Origin of the sequence: Flavobacterium sp. Root935, assembly GCF_001429295.1 — a bacterium.
Classification (GTDB): Bacteria; Bacteroidota; Bacteroidia; order Flavobacteriales; family Flavobacteriaceae; genus Flavobacterium.
Map to the genome: position 1 here is coordinate 448,621 of NZ_LMJL01000008.1, position 15,576 is coordinate 464,196.

The 15,576-nt window shown below is 32.9% G+C and carries 15 protein-coding genes and 1 pseudogene; 13 read left to right on the forward strand and 3 right to left on the reverse strand.

The features are described from left to right. Nucleotides 1-52 precede the first annotated feature (52 nt). The 4 genes from ASE40_RS07280 to ASE40_RS07295 all read left to right on the forward strand — a co-directional run bounded on the left by ASE40_RS07280 (nucleotide 53) and on the right by ASE40_RS07295 (nucleotide 4,308). A complete protein-coding gene (locus ASE40_RS07280) occupies nucleotides 53-1,135 on the forward strand; it encodes a Gfo/Idh/MocA family protein (protein WP_057116294.1) in 1,083 nt (360 codons plus the stop codon). 352 nt (nucleotides 1,136-1,487) lie between these two features. Next, nucleotides 1,488-2,396 carry an alpha/beta fold hydrolase gene (locus ASE40_RS07285; protein ID WP_057116295.1) on the forward strand — a complete coding sequence of 303 codons (909 nt, stop codon included), beginning with the start codon at nucleotides 1,488-1,490 and terminating at the stop codon, nucleotides 2,394-2,396. Between the two features lie 99 nt (nucleotides 2,397-2,495). Continuing rightward, on the forward strand, nucleotides 2,496-3,368 hold the full coding sequence (locus tag ASE40_RS07290) for a helix-turn-helix domain-containing protein (protein ID WP_057116296.1): 873 nt from the start codon (nucleotides 2,496-2,498) through the stop codon (nucleotides 3,366-3,368). Next, the gene (locus ASE40_RS07295; RefSeq protein WP_198530111.1) at nucleotides 3,304-4,308 is read left to right on the forward strand and encodes a hypothetical protein; all 1,005 of its coding nucleotides are present in this window, start codon (nucleotides 3,304-3,306) and stop codon (nucleotides 4,306-4,308) included. Before ASE40_RS07290 ends, ASE40_RS07295 begins: the two co-directional genes overlap by 65 nt. Before the next feature lie 450 nt (nucleotides 4,309-4,758). On the opposite strand, the gene ASE40_RS07300 is transcribed toward ASE40_RS07295, so the two are convergent. After that, the gene (locus tag ASE40_RS07300; RefSeq protein WP_057116297.1) at nucleotides 4,759-5,121 is read right to left on the reverse strand and encodes a winged helix-turn-helix transcriptional regulator; all 363 of its coding nucleotides are present in this window, start codon (nucleotides 5,119-5,121) and stop codon (nucleotides 4,759-4,761) included. A gap of 113 nt (nucleotides 5,122-5,234) precedes the next feature. Between ASE40_RS07300 and ASE40_RS07305 the strand changes: the two genes are divergently transcribed. The 9 genes from ASE40_RS07305 (at nucleotide 5,235) to ASE40_RS07350 (ending at nucleotide 14,409) form a co-directional block, all read left to right on the forward strand. Next, nucleotides 5,235-5,846, forward strand: a complete 612-nt coding sequence (locus tag ASE40_RS07305) for an FMN-dependent NADH-azoreductase (RefSeq protein ID WP_057116298.1) — start codon at nucleotides 5,235-5,237, stop codon at nucleotides 5,844-5,846. A 180-nt stretch (nucleotides 5,847-6,026) separates the two neighbouring features. Continuing rightward, a complete protein-coding gene (gene hxpB / locus ASE40_RS07310; protein WP_057116299.1) occupies nucleotides 6,027-6,695 on the forward strand; it encodes a hexitol phosphatase HxpB in 669 nt (222 codons plus the stop codon). 278 nt (nucleotides 6,696-6,973) lie between these two features. Beyond that, complete coding sequence (locus ASE40_RS07315; protein ID WP_057116300.1) at nucleotides 6,974-7,258, forward strand: hypothetical protein; 285 nt, start codon at nucleotides 6,974-6,976, stop codon at nucleotides 7,256-7,258. Nucleotides 7,259-7,531: 273 nt separating this feature from the next. Next, entirely contained in the window at nucleotides 7,532-7,837 is a 306-nt protein-coding gene (locus ASE40_RS07320) for a hypothetical protein (RefSeq protein WP_057116301.1), read from the forward strand. A gap of 835 nt (nucleotides 7,838-8,672) precedes the next feature. Then, nucleotides 8,673-9,434 carry a LytR/AlgR family response regulator transcription factor gene (locus ASE40_RS07325; RefSeq protein WP_057116302.1) on the forward strand — a complete coding sequence of 254 codons (762 nt, stop codon included), beginning with the start codon at nucleotides 8,673-8,675 and terminating at the stop codon, nucleotides 9,432-9,434. Between the two features lie 31 nt (nucleotides 9,435-9,465). Continuing rightward, nucleotides 9,466-11,769, forward strand: coding sequence for a PAS domain S-box protein (locus ASE40_RS07330; RefSeq protein ID WP_057116303.1), 2,304 nt, complete (start codon nucleotides 9,466-9,468; stop codon nucleotides 11,767-11,769). Beyond that, nucleotides 11,763-12,167, forward strand: a complete 405-nt coding sequence (locus tag ASE40_RS07335; protein WP_057116304.1) for a response regulator — start codon at nucleotides 11,763-11,765, stop codon at nucleotides 12,165-12,167. Before ASE40_RS07330 ends, ASE40_RS07335 begins: the two co-directional genes overlap by 7 nt. 522 nt (nucleotides 12,168-12,689) lie before the next feature. After that, nucleotides 12,690-13,061 carry a helix-turn-helix transcriptional regulator gene (locus tag ASE40_RS07345; protein ID WP_057116989.1) on the forward strand — a complete coding sequence of 124 codons (372 nt, stop codon included), beginning with the start codon at nucleotides 12,690-12,692 and terminating at the stop codon, nucleotides 13,059-13,061. 793 nt (nucleotides 13,062-13,854) lie between these two features. Further along, a complete protein-coding gene (locus tag ASE40_RS07350; protein WP_057116306.1) occupies nucleotides 13,855-14,409 on the forward strand; it encodes an NAD(P)-binding domain-containing protein in 555 nt (184 codons plus the stop codon). A gap of 165 nt (nucleotides 14,410-14,574) precedes the next feature. On the opposite strand, the gene ASE40_RS22310 is transcribed toward ASE40_RS07350, so the two are convergent. Then, nucleotides 14,575-14,938: arginine deiminase-related protein (locus ASE40_RS22310; RefSeq protein ID WP_241774339.1), on the reverse strand; the 364-nt coding region annotated here is incomplete at its 5' end. A gap of 1 nt (nucleotide 14,939) precedes the next feature. Beyond that, nucleotides 14,940-15,554, reverse strand: a pseudogene (locus ASE40_RS22315) (arginine deiminase-related protein); the annotation flags it as partial. Nucleotides 15,555-15,576 lie beyond the last annotated feature (22 nt).

The following is a 15,576-nucleotide window of genomic DNA, read 5'->3' on the forward strand; positions in this document are numbered from 1 at the left end:
CTACAAAATTATAGTGTTCTTGTTAATTTTACAATTAATATAATAGAAATAAATGAAAACAGAAAAAATAAAAGTTGGTATAATAGGGCTTAACCCCGACAGCCAGTGGGCATCAAAGTCACACCTTCCTGCATTAAGGTATCTATCTGAGACCTATGAGATTATCGGAGTAGCCAATTCTACTCATGAAAGCGCTTTAATAGCTGCGGATAAACTAGAAATACCAATCGCTTATGAAAACCCAGATGCCTTAATAGCATCAGCCGAAATAGAACTGGTTGTTATTACTGTAAAAGTCCCTTACCATTATGATCTTGTAAAGGCTGCGCTTGAAGCAGGCAAACATGTGTACTGCGAACACCCCTTGGGTAACGGACTTACTGAAACGGAGCAATTAGCAGCGATTGCGGCACGGAAAAATGTAGTTGCAGCAGTAGGGACGCAAATGGTTGTATCACCAGAATTGACTTATCTGGAGCACCTTATTAAAGATGGCTATGTAGGGAAGGTTTTATCCACTACACTGCTAGGCTCGGGAGGTCCTTGGTCAGATGAAGCAATTTCGGCTAACTATTATCTATACGATAAAACAAACGGCGCTACAATGTTGACCATCCCCTTGGGGCATACATTGGCAGGTTTAACTAAAGTTTTGGGCGGTTTTGATACTTTGACAGCAAAAATGATAAACAATTACACAACAGTAAAACTTACTGATATTGGTGAAATAAAACCTAAGACCTCTGAAGACCAGATTATGGTAATAGGCCAATTGAAAAATGGAGCCGCAATTTCTATTCATTACCGCGGCGGCGTTTCAAGAGGCACTAACCTTTTGTGGGAGATTAATGGAACGCACGGAGATATACAGGTAACAGGGCCGCTTGGACATGGTCAGCTTGTCTCTTTAGAAATTCAAGGAGCCCAAGGGAAAGATACGAAATTACAAAACCTGCCAATTCCAAATGAAATGTATGAGGGTTTGCCTGATAATCCCGTAATTAGAAATGTGGTGCTGCTTTATAAAAGAGTTGCTGCTGATATAAAAAATAAAACGAAAACAGCACCAACTTTTGACGACGCAGTTGTACTTGGCCTTCTTCTCAATGATATCGAGAAGTCTTCAAAAGGTTAAGGTAATAAGCTTAAAGTTTAATTACTGCAAAATCCATGTGTTAACAATCTAGCTCTTAATTTCTAAGTGTTTTTGTACTGTCTGGGATTTTAATCCGATAAGTACTTTTATTTCTCTATATCGATCGTAATTCCGTACTTGCTTATAAAGGTTATGTCAGGATTTTACTTCGTTGATTTAAATAAAGTTATAGATTAAAAGAGTTGTTTTTGGTTCCTAAAGAGACGTTTTTGATATAAGGAAAAATGTACAATGGACTCTTCCAAATGTCCATTTTCAAGCCTTAGTGTTTTACGCATCTTTGTATTGTAAATAATTCAAAACAAATAGTAACTAATTAAAAATAAACAAAATGAAAACACTTATTTCAACATTAAGCCTTTTATGTATCTTTACTTTAAGCCAGCCGTTATTGGCTCAATCAAAACGAGTTCCAGCATCAGCCGGACGATTAGAATTTATTGAAGTTGAACCAAATGTAAAACTTCATGTAACCGACCTTGGGGAAGGACAGCCTATTGTATTAATACACGGATGGCCGTTAAATGATGCAATGTATGAATATCAATATCAATATTTTGTTCAAAAAGGTTTTAGGGTGATCGGAATATCAATGAGAGGATTTGGAAAATCTGACAGACCCTATGGTAAATACGATTTTGATGTTTTCTCAGATGACATCAAGGTAGTTTTAGATAAACTTAAGATCGAAAATGCAGTTCTCGGCGGTTTTTCTATGGGAGGTGCAGTTGTCATACATTATATGGCAAAATACAATGGAGCACATGTGAGCAAACTGGCACTTTTTGCCGCTGCCGCGCCTTCGTGGAAACAACGTGAAGGTTTTCCATATGGTGCTACCGATGAAGCAGCTGCAGGATTAATACATACAACAAGAACTAACAGACAGCAGTTGATTGAAGATTTTGGTAAAGCCTTTGGGGCGTCGGAAAATGCAATCTCACCAACTATGTCTCAATGGCTGGCAAGTATCAACTCTGATGCCTCTCCCTATGCAACAACACAATCTATAATAGCTTTGCGAGATCTTGATTTACGTCCTGCCTTATCAAAAATTAATTTGCCTGTAGCAATATTTCATGGCACGAAAGATACGCTGTGTGATTTCGTGTTTGCAGAGCAATTGCACAAAGGTCTAAAAAACTCTTACATTGTAAAGTTTGAAAAAAGTGGACACGCACTATTTATTGAGGAAATGGAAAAATTCAATACAGAACTTGAAAAGTTTACAAAAAAATAATTTATTGTCGCAGTTCATTGCTTTGTAAAAAATAAAGATTAGAAGCTAATTAAGTATCATCGCCGGTCTTTTAAAGACCGGCTTTTAAAAGAATTGATAATGAAAGAACACGTTTTTGATATAAGCCTTAAAAAAATAGGTATGCTTAAAGTAGATAATGATAGCCTCGAAATGATCAATTCTGAAGCTTACAAAGAGTATATAAAAGTGCTTTACCTTGATGCAGACTGTAAGATCAAGGTAGATTTTCAAGTATATAATACTTCAGGCAGTTCTCTTTTTTTTATAAGTCCCAATCAGGTTCTCAGCATCGAAGAGATCGGCAAGCAAGAAGGCTTCTTTATATTTTACAACAGTGATTTTTACTGCATTCAAATTCATGACGAGGAAGTTGCCTGCGATGGACTGCTGTTCAATAATATTCATAATATGCCCATGACGACTGTACCTCAAACAGATTCCGCATTTATCGATTATTTATTTGTTCAGATGCAAGATGAATTTATTTTGAAAGATTCCTCGCAAGAGGAAATGATCCGTACTTATCTGAAACAAATCTTCATTAAGTCAACCAGACTCTGGAAACTGCAGCACCTAGACGGTGTATTGGGGCAACACCACAATGATCTCGAATGTTTCAGGCGTTTCACCCAATTGGTTGAAGCAAACTATAAACAAAAACATAGTGTAGCAGACTATGCCGATATACTTGCTATAGCACCCAAGACTCTGACCCATAAATTTAAGCGGATGAACCTGCCGCAACCCAATGAAATTATCAAAAACCGAATTATATTAGAAGCAAAAAGACTTTTAGTTCATACTGCTAAAAGTGCCAAAGAAATCGCATACGATCTTGGATATGAAGACCCAGCTTATTTTAGCCGTCTTTTTTTCATAAAAACTAATGAAACCCCATTTGGCTTTAAGAATAAATACCTCAGCATTCAAGCTTCAGAACAAAGTCTTTAAAAATCCAGAAAAAAATAAAATAATGACAGGTAAATATTTTGTGTATACTTTTCTATACCTCTTCCTAACTGCAATGTCTATTAATGCACAGCAAGTTAAAGATCCCAATATTAGCACATTGGCTGAACGCAATCAACGTGCACCGGAAAGTGTTTTTAAAAAATTTCGCAATGCAGGCATGGATCCTGTTGAACATCAATTAACCGATATTGAAAGAGAGAAGTTAAACAACGCCTTTGCTATACTGCCTCCATTACATCAAAAAATTCTAAAAAAGCATCTGCACAGTATCAGTTTTATGGATAATATGCCCAATACTGCCCTTACATCACCTGTCGAAACATCTGATTCGGTAAAAATGTATAATATAACTTTCCGTGCTGAAATTCTTAACCAGACTATTTCTGAGTGGACAACCTGGAAAGAAAACACCTGCTATCAAAAATTAACAGACAGTCAATATCAGGTTACGATTGAAGCTGGTAATCTGGATGCCATTATCTACGTTTTACTTCATGAAGCTACACATGTCGTGGATGGCGTTCTAAATCTAACTCCTCATCTGAATGAAAAAGATGTTTGGGAAGGATCAAAAGACTTTACACAAAATGTTTGGGATAAATATAATGAGCCTTCGGAGAACGTAATCAATCCATTACTGGAGACTGTACTCTTTAGAAGTGGTAAACCAATCGAAGTTTCATATGCCCCAGAAGTGTATGAAGCAATTCAAAAAACACCTTTTGTTTCACTCTACAGCACAGCATCATGGTTTGAAGATCTAGCCGAGGCATTAACTATTTATCATCTTACCGAGAAAATGAAGCAGCCCTATAAAGTGGTAGTTCTAAAAAATGGAATTCAGGAAGTCCTCTATGAACCAAGCAAGAATAAACGCGTGAAAAAAAGGCAAAATCAATTACAGATTTTTTACACATAAATTAAGGCCTTAAAATTCAAACGAAACAAGATTTTAAAAATGTTCTTTACTTAAACTCATAAATAATGACAATTTAATGTGTGCCAGAATCATTGCAACAAGTGTTTTGGAGGTGATACCATTTTTGACACAAAAAATTAAGGCGGTTTTTAAGATATTTCATGAGGCAGAGTTTTGCGGCAAAATCGTGGCGCGTAAGCCTTGACCTAGTACTAAACTCATTAAAATCTAAAACCTCCAAAATCAAATAATTTTCAAAGGTTCTAAAATATCACGTTCCTTAAGAAACTATTTGCGAACCATTTTATGCAGTACTTGAGGAAGATTTCAATATTACAACCTTAAAACAGTTTACAAAAAATAAAAAATGAACTGTAATATAGCGATTTCTTGCATTCGTTTAGTTAGCCAAAGAGGGATATCGTAGTGAAATAAAAATAATTTAGTTTACTATTTGCCAGTAATCTTTTTTCTATGACCAGCTCCCCATTCACTTAAAGTTCTTAAAACGTCTCTCAGAGTTTCACTGTATGAAGATGCTTCATAAATAATGCTCACAGGCGTAGTGTCATATACATTTCTCAATATCAATTCGTTTTGTTCCAAATGCTTTAGTTCCTGTGCTAATATTTTTGGAGAAATACCATCAACATCCTTCAAGATTTCATTAAATCGCTTGGAGCCATTTACCAAACTCAAAACAATTGGTAATTTCCATTTGCCATTTAGTACATACAAAGCATCTATTACATTCTTCAAATTACTCCCGCATTCTACCTTCGAAATCTCCTCGTTTTTATTTTTCGTTTTCATATTGTAAATATATCAACTTTCTAAAAAGTAACCGCTTTCCTTTGGGTAACTACTATCTTTTTAATACTTATTGAATTTACCTTTGTATCAATAATTAAAAAAGATAAAAAAAAATGAATTCAAAGAAAATATTACAACTTAATTCCAGCATAATGGGAGAACAATCATACAGTAAAAAATTGGGGAATGCTATTGTAGAAAAAATTCAAGAAAAATATGCTAATAGTACAGTTGAGCAATTGGATTTGGTAGAAAGTAATATTCCCCATCTTACTCCAGAAACGTTTCAAGCAATGTTTATGCCAACAGAGCATCAAACGGAAGAGACAAAACAGAGACTTATTTTGTCGGACAAATTGGTAGCACAATTATTCGATGCAGACATCATTGTAATCGGAGCACCACTTATCAATCGCACTATTCACAGTTCTCTTAAAGCTTGGATAGACCATATCACTCGCCGTGGAATTACATTTGGTTACAGCAAAGAAGGTTTGCCTATAGGCTTAGTAACTGGTAAAAAAATATATGTTGCTATGAGTTCAGGTGGTATTTATACCGATGAACAGGGCAAAGCCAATGATTTTGTATCACCTTATCTAAAATCTTTTTTAGGAGCTTTAGGAATGACTGATCTTACCATATTTAGAGCAGAAGGACTTCACGTAACTCTAGTACAAGATACGGCATTGGAAAAAGGAATTAGTAGTATAGTTATCGATTAATTACTTGATAATATCTTTATCGAAACGCTAAATAGTATTCCTTTGGTTGTAAGAAAGAAAGACTTATAAGGAATGTAACTTCGTCTGGGCTGGTATTTGATTTAGCTTTGAAAAGTAGTATTTTTGAAACATAACCTGTAGTCTGCTTCCAAAGTCCAGACTTTAAAATAAAAATATAATATGGATGCGGCAAATTTAAAAACAAAGGCAGTTATTTTTGATATGGACGGAGTGCTGGTTGATTCGGAACCTTTGTGGCAGAAAGCAGAATTTGAAATTTTCTCTTCACTAGGAGTTCAGGTAACTGAGGAACTAGCATTGATCACTAAAACAATGACTACAAAAGAAGTTACTGAGTTCTGGCGCAGTAAATGTGCATGGGAAGATATAAGTGACCAGCAGGTGGCAGATTTAGTAATTTCTCGTGTAATTGAACTCATTGAGAATGAAAACTGCCAAATAGAGGGTATAGAGAATTTTGTGAAGCTTATTAAAAATCAAGGTTATAAAATTGGGCTAGCTACAAATTCTCCTTATAGAATTATACCTGTGGTGCTCAAAAAATTAAAATTGGCACAATACTTTGATGCAGTATCCTCCTCTGATTCAGAACGAAATGGCAAACCTGATCCTAGTGTGTATTTAACTACATGCCGTAAGCTGGAAGTAGAACCAGAGCAGTGTGCTGCCATTGAAGATTCCTATTCAGGAATGCTTGCAGCCAAAAGGGCAGGAATGAAAGTGGTAGCATTTACAAATGGAAATACAGACGCAGACATAAGTATCGCAAATGACGTGATTAACAATTTCAGACATATTGACCAATGGCCGGCAGCCTGCAGCAACTGAGGCGAGTACTTGTCATATCTGCCTCACTGACCACATCATCAGTCCCATTCAGAGATTCAATAAAAATATGCAATAAAACAGAAAGTTTAAAATATTTCTGACCCCTTTAGGGCTTTCCTCATCCCCTTCCATATATAAATGGATACTTTAGCGATCCAAAAGATTCAAGTGTCAATTATATAAGCCTCCTTATAAATTTTATAAACTACAGTAGCAGCGCAGCATGTAATTTTAATATCACAATGAATAATTACAAATCAGTGAATTAAAACAAGATTATGGAAAATATATTCAATCAGGAAAATCTGGAAGATATACAAAAAATGATAGAAGATAAACTCAGCAGTGTTCCAGGAGAACTAATCCTCTGCGGGGCAGTAGGAGCTCTGCTTTTATCTTCGTATCTTAATAAAACTGGACATACTCAGGCGGGCTCTGTAATTGGAAAATTATCAATACCTATAATTGGAATAGGTATTGCCAAATATCAAGATGTTTTGAAGTCCGCTGTACAAAGCATTTCAAAAGCTGAATCAGCTTCAGATTCTCAACAGACAGAGTAGGACGACTCTAGTAAAAGAAATATAAAGGAAACAGAAATCAACAACTGTTTCCTTTACTTTTTAAATTTAATTCTTTTATCTGCTCCTTAATAGTTTTCATACAGCTTTTTATCCTTTCCAGAAGCTGGACTTATATTGCCTGCCTGTTGCTAAAAATGCCCTCTGATTAATTACAAATTATATAAAACTCCATCAAAATTCTATAACTTAAAAAGCTGCTGTTCAAGCTACTTTTGGAAAAATATATTTATACACCCACCTTTTAGTCCAAATATGAAAATAGCAGCAGCAAGTCCAGTTATTCCATTATTTAAAAAAATTAATATTGAATCTGGCACAAATTCCGCAGATGAGGCATTTCGAATAGAAACGCAGAAACAAAATCTTTTAACAGACTTATACAGCAGATCTGATGATGAACCAGACTTTGACTGTGAATTTCTAGATGCAGCATACAGCTGTAGCGAAAACGAAAATGTTATTGTTTTAGAATCTCAAGATGAGCTTACAGATCTATTTAATGATAACCAGTGGGATGCGGAAATCTATGACCCGTATCTGGAATCAACTTATTATTAGATAGGAATTCGCAGCTGCCAGTTTACCACACAACATGTGGATAAACTGATCCACACAGTCAGATAACTTCCCGGGCAATAGAAAATTATTCTTTTAATTTTCGTTCTGCCCATGACATTCTGTTCTCAACATGTTTTTCCATCCTGCATAATACTAGCACTGTTTTCTCGTAATCAACGCTTTCCAAATTTAACTTCAGAACTTTTATTAATCTGACTTTGATTTAAAAAATATAACTGTTGTTGCAAATAACAGCAATAGTATTAGTTATTACTCTCTGAAATTGAATTACAAATTTGGATTTGTGCATGTCTGGGCAAACCTACTTACAACTTATAACAACTTACTTTTTTTGCTGTTATTGGTTTAATAAATAAAAAGTATGCACAAATTTTCGTTAAAGAGACATTAGTCCCATAAATGAAGTATTTTGTCCTATAACTATATTTCCCTAATGATCTTATTTTGCAAAGAAAATAAAACTATCAAAGACTAATAGTTTTCTTTTAAAACTTCTATCTCATAAAATAGTATAATTAAACTAGAACGAAGACTAAACAAGTAACAGATCATTACTTAGTCTATATAAACCAGTTGTTACAACAGCATCAATACAAGATAAGGTCAATTTTAAACACTTATACTTTTATTTGTCCATTTATTACTTCTCAATAAATCAAATAACCTAATCGTAAAAGTATTGCTAAATGTTTCTGTAATTTATGTCTGAAAGTATAACATTTTAGACATGAGTAAAATAATTAATAATCAACACATTCATATTTGAATTTTTGAACTAAATTTTTGAATTGATAATAAAGCGCAAATAAAAGACATGACTCCTGTTAATGCCATAATCATATCTGAGGAACAAGAAACTTTTCAAATCTTAAAAAAATTTGAGGAAGAAAACGCTATGATTATTGAGATAATTGGTAACGCGGATTGTACAAAAGACGTAATGACTTTAATAAAAGAGAAAAAGCCAGACCTTATTTTCTTAGATATTTATCTTACAGATAATTTGTTTTTTGAAATGCTCGAACAATTAGAATTTAATATTCCGAAACTTGTATTCATATCAGCAAATAAAGATTATGCTGTTAAAGCTTTTAAACACGATGCCGTTGATTTTTTACTAAAACCAATTGATTTTAATTCCATAATAATGGCTATTTATAAAGTAATTAAAAGAAGGGAAATGGAGCGCTCCTATCAAAATCAAAAAATTAACAATATAAATATTTCAAACACTATTAATCAAAAAAATGATTATGTTGCCGTTGCATCTTTAGAAAAAATAGAACTCATACCAATGTCCGAAATTACTTTCTGCAAAGCAGATGGGAAGTATACCGTTTTTATTTTAAGTAACGGAGCCAAGATAATGTCAAGCAGAAATCTAGGTGAATACAGTACAATTCTTGATAACAGTTATTTTTTTAGAATACACCATTCTTATATTGTCAATCTTCGTTATATCGCTAAAATCTCAAAAAAAGACGGCTACTTCTGCGAACTTTCTAATGGAGTAATTTTACCAATTGCCAAAAGACGGCAAGATGATTTTAACAAGTTTATAAAACTTAAAGATTAAAAATAAAAAGTTAACCTCAATTACCCGCAAAATGAATATCCATAATAATTCAGAAAGCAACGTGGCAGAAGAAAAAAATGATAATACTACTTATCATTTGGAAGAACCTTTAACTGACCTTGGTAAAATTTTAGATTTTTCAATGGATCTAATCTGCTCTTGTGATGAAGAGGGAAGATTTGTATGGGTAAATAAAGCTTCAGAACGTATTTTAGGTTATAAACCTGAAGAATTAATTGGTAAAAAATACAGTGATTTTTTATTTCATGAGGATAATGGTATTCCGATAAATGAAAATTTTGATTTTACGAGCGAGACACACTTACCTATATTTGAAAAAAAGTTCATCCACAAAAACACAAATATTATCTATTTGCAATGGTCTGTTGTACGAGATAATGTTAAAAATTTATGTTACTGCATAGGGAGAGATATTACTGAGAAAAAAAATATAGAAAAAGCAATTGAATTTGAAAGGCTGCAATTCTTTAATATATATTCGCAGGCCCCTTCCTATATGGGAATTTTAAATGGTCCCAACCACGTTTATGAATTGGCAAACGAACTTTATTTGCAGTTAATTGATAAGAGGGATATTATTGGGAAGACTGTAAAAGAAGTTTTGCCAGAACTTGAAACTCAAGGGATTTTTGAAATTTTAGATAATGTATTTAAAACAGGGGAAAGCTTTTGTGCTAATGAAATGCTCATAACATTTGATCGGTATAGCGACGGAAAACTCAAAGATTTTTACTTAAATTTTATTTTTCAGGCCCGCAGGGATGCAAATAATACTATTGACGGAATATTCATTTTTGGGAACGATGTAACAGAGCAGGTTCTATCGCGAAAAAAAATTGAAGAAAGTGAAAAAATGTATAAAGATTTAATCCATAAATTGCCAGTTGCTACCTACTCTTGCGATGCTGAAGGACGAATAGTACTTTATAATAAGGCCGCAGCCGCATTATGGGGTAGAGAGCCTGAATTAGGAAAAGATTTATGGTGTAATTCATGGTACAGTAACGATAATAAAAAAGAGCACTCTGCACCTTTGAATTTATGTTCGTTGGCTACAGCACTAAAAGATGGTGATCCAATCCTTAATAAGGAAATAATTATAGAGCGCCCGAATGGCGATAAGCGCAATGTGCTGCCACACCCAGTTTCGTTTCACAATGCTGATGGTGAAATAACAGGAGCAGTTATTGTACTTTCTGATATTACTGAAATGAAACTGGCACAAAAAGAGCTGAAAAAAAGTGAAAAAAAATACAGGTATCTTTTTGACAACAATCCAATGCCAATGTGGATTATTGATTTAGTGTCTTTTAAATTTCTGGATGTAAATAAAATGGCAATTCTGCAATACGGATATAGCCGTGAAGAATTTCTTTCTATGACTGCTTTGGACATACGCCCAAATGATGATAAAATTCATTTCATAAAATCGAGTGATACTTCAAATATTACTAAATCGAATTATAATAGAGGAATATGGAATCATATAAAGAAAGATGGAACTATTATTCCTGTTGAAATTATTGCCCATAATGTTGTTTATGAAGGAACAGCAGCAAGATTAATTCTTTCTAATGATATCTCTGATCGCAAAAAGGCAGAAACAAATTTGGAAAAAAGAAATCGAGAGCTTATCAAAACCAATTCGGAACTGGATCGATTTGTATATAGTGTATCACACGATCTACGTTCACCTCTAACATCTATTCTTGGTCTGATCTCTTTTATTGAAACAGAAAGCAAGGAAATTGATACTCTGAAGCATGCTGAATTGATACGGATTAGTATCAATCGTTTGGATGACTTTATAAAAAATATTTTAAGCTATTCGCGTAATAACCGTACTGGGATTTTAGTGGAACAGATTTCGCCAAATGAAATGGTGCTTGATATAGTAGATTCGCTCCAAAGAATGAAAGAAGCTAAAGGGATTCGTTTTGAAATTGAAATTACCGAACAAAAACTTTTTTACACGGACAAGCTTAGATTTACAACCATTATAAAAAATCTAATTTCAAATGCCATAAAATACCATAAAAAAGAGGACGATGACAGATTTGTAAAAATATTTGGATATTCAGATAATGAAAATCTACATTTTTCAATAGTGGATAACGGGATAGGAATTGATCCTGCATATCATCAAAAAATATTCGAAATGTTTTTTCGTCTTTCGGGCAAAGATGGCTCAGGTATTGGCTTATATATAGTAAAAGATGCTGTAGAAATATTGCAGGGCTCTATAGAAGTGCAGTCAGAGAAAGGGATCGGAACCAAATTTAATATCACTCTAAAAAATTTGAAACCATGCTAAAAGAACTACATTCAAAATTTGAAACCGTTATGATTATTGATGATAATCTGGTAGATTTATATATTATCTCACGAATGGTTACGCAGAATAATTTTGGGAAAAATGTGCTGCATTATACAGAGGCACAAGAAGCCATGAAATATCTGCAGGAGAATCAGGACAATATTTCTAAATTACCTGAAATAATTTTTGTAGACATTTACATGCCTCTAATGTCCGGATTTGAATTTATGGAAGCATATGATAAATTATCAACTACTCTAAAAAATTATTGCAAAACCTATATCATATCCTCAACAATTGATAATGAAGATATTGCACGATCAAGCAATAATAAGAATGTGGTTTCTTTTCATGTAAAACCGATTACCAAAGAATTTCTTGACCGAATTTTTTAGGAGCAGTCATTGTTACTATTAATTCTAATAATTGAATTAAACTAAATCAGGATTTTATACTTCACCACTCCGCTTGCAATATCGTAGTGATTTAGTATCAGAATTTTCATAGCTGGAATTTATTGCAGTAAACGGTTATACTATATAACTGTCGGTTATTACTTCTCCCTTTTAGTTTTAAAGGTATCCATGTTAATTTGCATATACAATATTAAAAAAGAATGTTTTGCACAATCTAATAAATGCTTTTAGCTTAACTACCTGCTATTCTGAATCATGAAAAAACCAGTTTTCTATGTAATATTTGTTACTCTAATGATTGCGCGATCAACAAATCGTCTTTGTATTTATTTAGCGCATGAATCAGTTGAAGGTTTTATTTACTCAATGCTTTTTTTATTATTTACAGCAGGTCTTGGCTGCCATACTATTTTCAAAAAAATAGACTTTAAATTAGAAAAACTTGTACTAATAACTTAAATCATAATAAAGATGAAAAAAACGGTACAACATCCCCGTTACATGGGCACGTCAATTAAAAATAAAATTAAAAACATTAGAGAATTAAGAAATTATACCCAGCAATATATGGCTGATCAACTTGGCATTACCCAAGCCGGTTATAGCAAAATTGAAAAAGGAAAAACTCTTGTGTCATATTCTAAATTGCTAGAAATTAGCGTAATATTCGAAGCTAGTATAGAAGAGATAATAAATTTTGACAGTAAAGAATGTATTAAAAGTTTAAATACAATTAAAGATACTAACACAGATTTAAATGATAACTATAAAGTTCTAAAAGAACTTTATGAGGACAAAATAAAACTTTTAGAAAAGCTTTTAAATAAAACTGAAAATGAATTAGAATATTATAAAACTAGATTTGGTCTGTAACACAAAATTAAAGTTATGAAATTGTGGACTTTGATACCTTTTGCCATAAAAAATTAAACATCTTCATATTCTATTTTTTGTTGCAGAATCGCAGTACGCTATCTGGAGCTCTCTGTAATATCAAACTTATCAACTCAGCTAAAATGTCAGTAAATTTGAAGTAGTAAAATCTCAATTCCAAAAAACATACTACCAAATTTCATTAAAAAATAAAAGTGAGAAAGAGGACATATATAAGTAATTACCTTTGGCATTTTATTTTTTTTTAATATTTTTAACCTCTACTAAAAATCTTTCTAGTTTTGAAAAGAAAAAACAAAATGATCCCTACAAAAACTCTTTCTTTAAGAGGTCTTCAACCAATCTTTAATTGTTGAGATTAACCAGCAGCTAAATCTACTACTTCGAGTTTTTAACTGCAGTATTTTGTTCTATTATTATATTTCTTACCGCAAAAATGATAAACCTAACGAATAATTGATTGTTAATCTTTTTATTTAAAAGCACTACAGTCAATTTTCAATTATTAAAATATTCGTGTAGATTATAAATTTCAAATCTATACTCAACTATCATTTATGGCTTGGGGAGATATATTTATTACTCAATTTTATTAAAATCTAAATTGAATAAATGAAATTCAGTCTAAGTATAAATATTCTTTTAATACTCTATTGGAATTAGTTGGCTGCCTTTAGAGCAAAAAAAAAGAGTTATTTAATTAGTTCAGCACGATTGCTTAAGATTTTACAGAATATAGCTTACACTACAAAATAAAACAGATATCAAAGAAATGAAAGTCGGAATTATAGGAGTTAAAAATATAAATATGGATTATGCGCATAGAGCTGCCAAATTAGGCTATGAAGTATTAATCAGCCACACAAAGCAGATTTATGGCTTAAAAGAAATAATTCAAAATATGGGCAATAATGTAAAATTAGTTGATATGTATGACGCAGCTATAGCTGAAATCATTGTATTCTCTTTAGACTGGGAAGAACTAGAATCATCAGTATCCCGTTTACCAGATATGTCCGAAAAAATAATATTACACACTAACAATTCCATTTTTAAGTTTGAATCTCCATCTTCTTCTCTCCCTGTAATAATAGGAAAATCTGCTAGTGAAAAGATCGCTTCCCTATTGCCAGATGCACACGTGGTGAGAATCTTTAATAGGTTACAACCTTTAATCATAAATAAAAATGAATCTAAACACCAAACAGAAATTTTTTATATGGTTACGAATCCAAAAGTAGAAAATAAGGTAATTTCTTTTTTGACTGCTTTAGACTTTTCAAGTACTGCCCTAATAACAGTAAATGAAATGGATCTACATAATTGACACAAATCACAAAACTTCGTTTATGCCAAAAATAGCAGGAACGAAGTTTTGTTAAAGTTTTGGTCTATTAGGAAATATTCTTAAAAATGACTCAGTTTGATCTAAGGTAAAAAAGGCTGAAGAGTTTCAGCTTTATAATTTTAACAATTAAATAAATTTATTCTTTTAGTATTTATTGAAATTAATTTTTGTTTTTTGGCGTAATGTACGCGGAGATCTGGACAAGAAAACTTCGGCCATCATACATCTGGCGCTTCCGCCGCCGCAAGCCTCGATTGTATCTAAACTTGAACTTAAAATTTCAGCATGATTTTCTAATTGAGCAATTTGCTTAGAAGTTAAACTTTGATGCGCCGACGCACTCATGACAATATAGCGCTTATCATCGTTTCCTCTAACTTCTAACATATTTCCAGCAAAATTATTTACTTGAGCTTCGGTTATTAAAATGATTTCTTTTTGATCTTGTTTAAGATTATCCAGAACCATTTTACGTTCTTTTTTATCGTCAATACAATCTGCGCAGATANCGCAAAAGTCTCGCCCAGACACATCATTACGTTTGTATGATAAATAAGTTTACGCTCGCCGTCAACAGTCTGAAAAGCTTCAAAAATTACAGGGGCATAATCAAAATCTTCGCAGAATTCTATAAACAATTCTTCATCTGCTCTTGGCGATAAGGCGCAATATGCTTTTCCATTGGCTCTGTCTAATAATAAACTTCCTGTTCCTTCTAAGAAAATACCATCTTCTTCTGCAGAAGTATAATCCATTATATTGGTGATCTCGAATCCTTTGTCTTCTAGAGTATCTAAAATATCTTCGCGGCGTTCCTGGCGGCGGTTCTCAGCAAACATTGGATAAAGGGCTACATCGCCATTTTCATGAAACGAAACCCAGTTGTTTGGAAAAATACTATCCGGGGTATCTGTTTCTAAAGTATCTTCAATAACTGTTACATCAACGCCAACAGCTCTCAGTTTCTCAACAAAAGCATCAAATTCCTGCTGGGCTTTAGCATTTACTGTACTTGGCAATAATCCGTCTAATACTTTTTGGTAATAATTATTTACAGCCGTCTGCTCATTCATTCTAAAAGCAACTGGACGAATCATTACGATTGCATTTGTTGTTTGTCTCATTTTATTTATCTTTTTTGTTTCA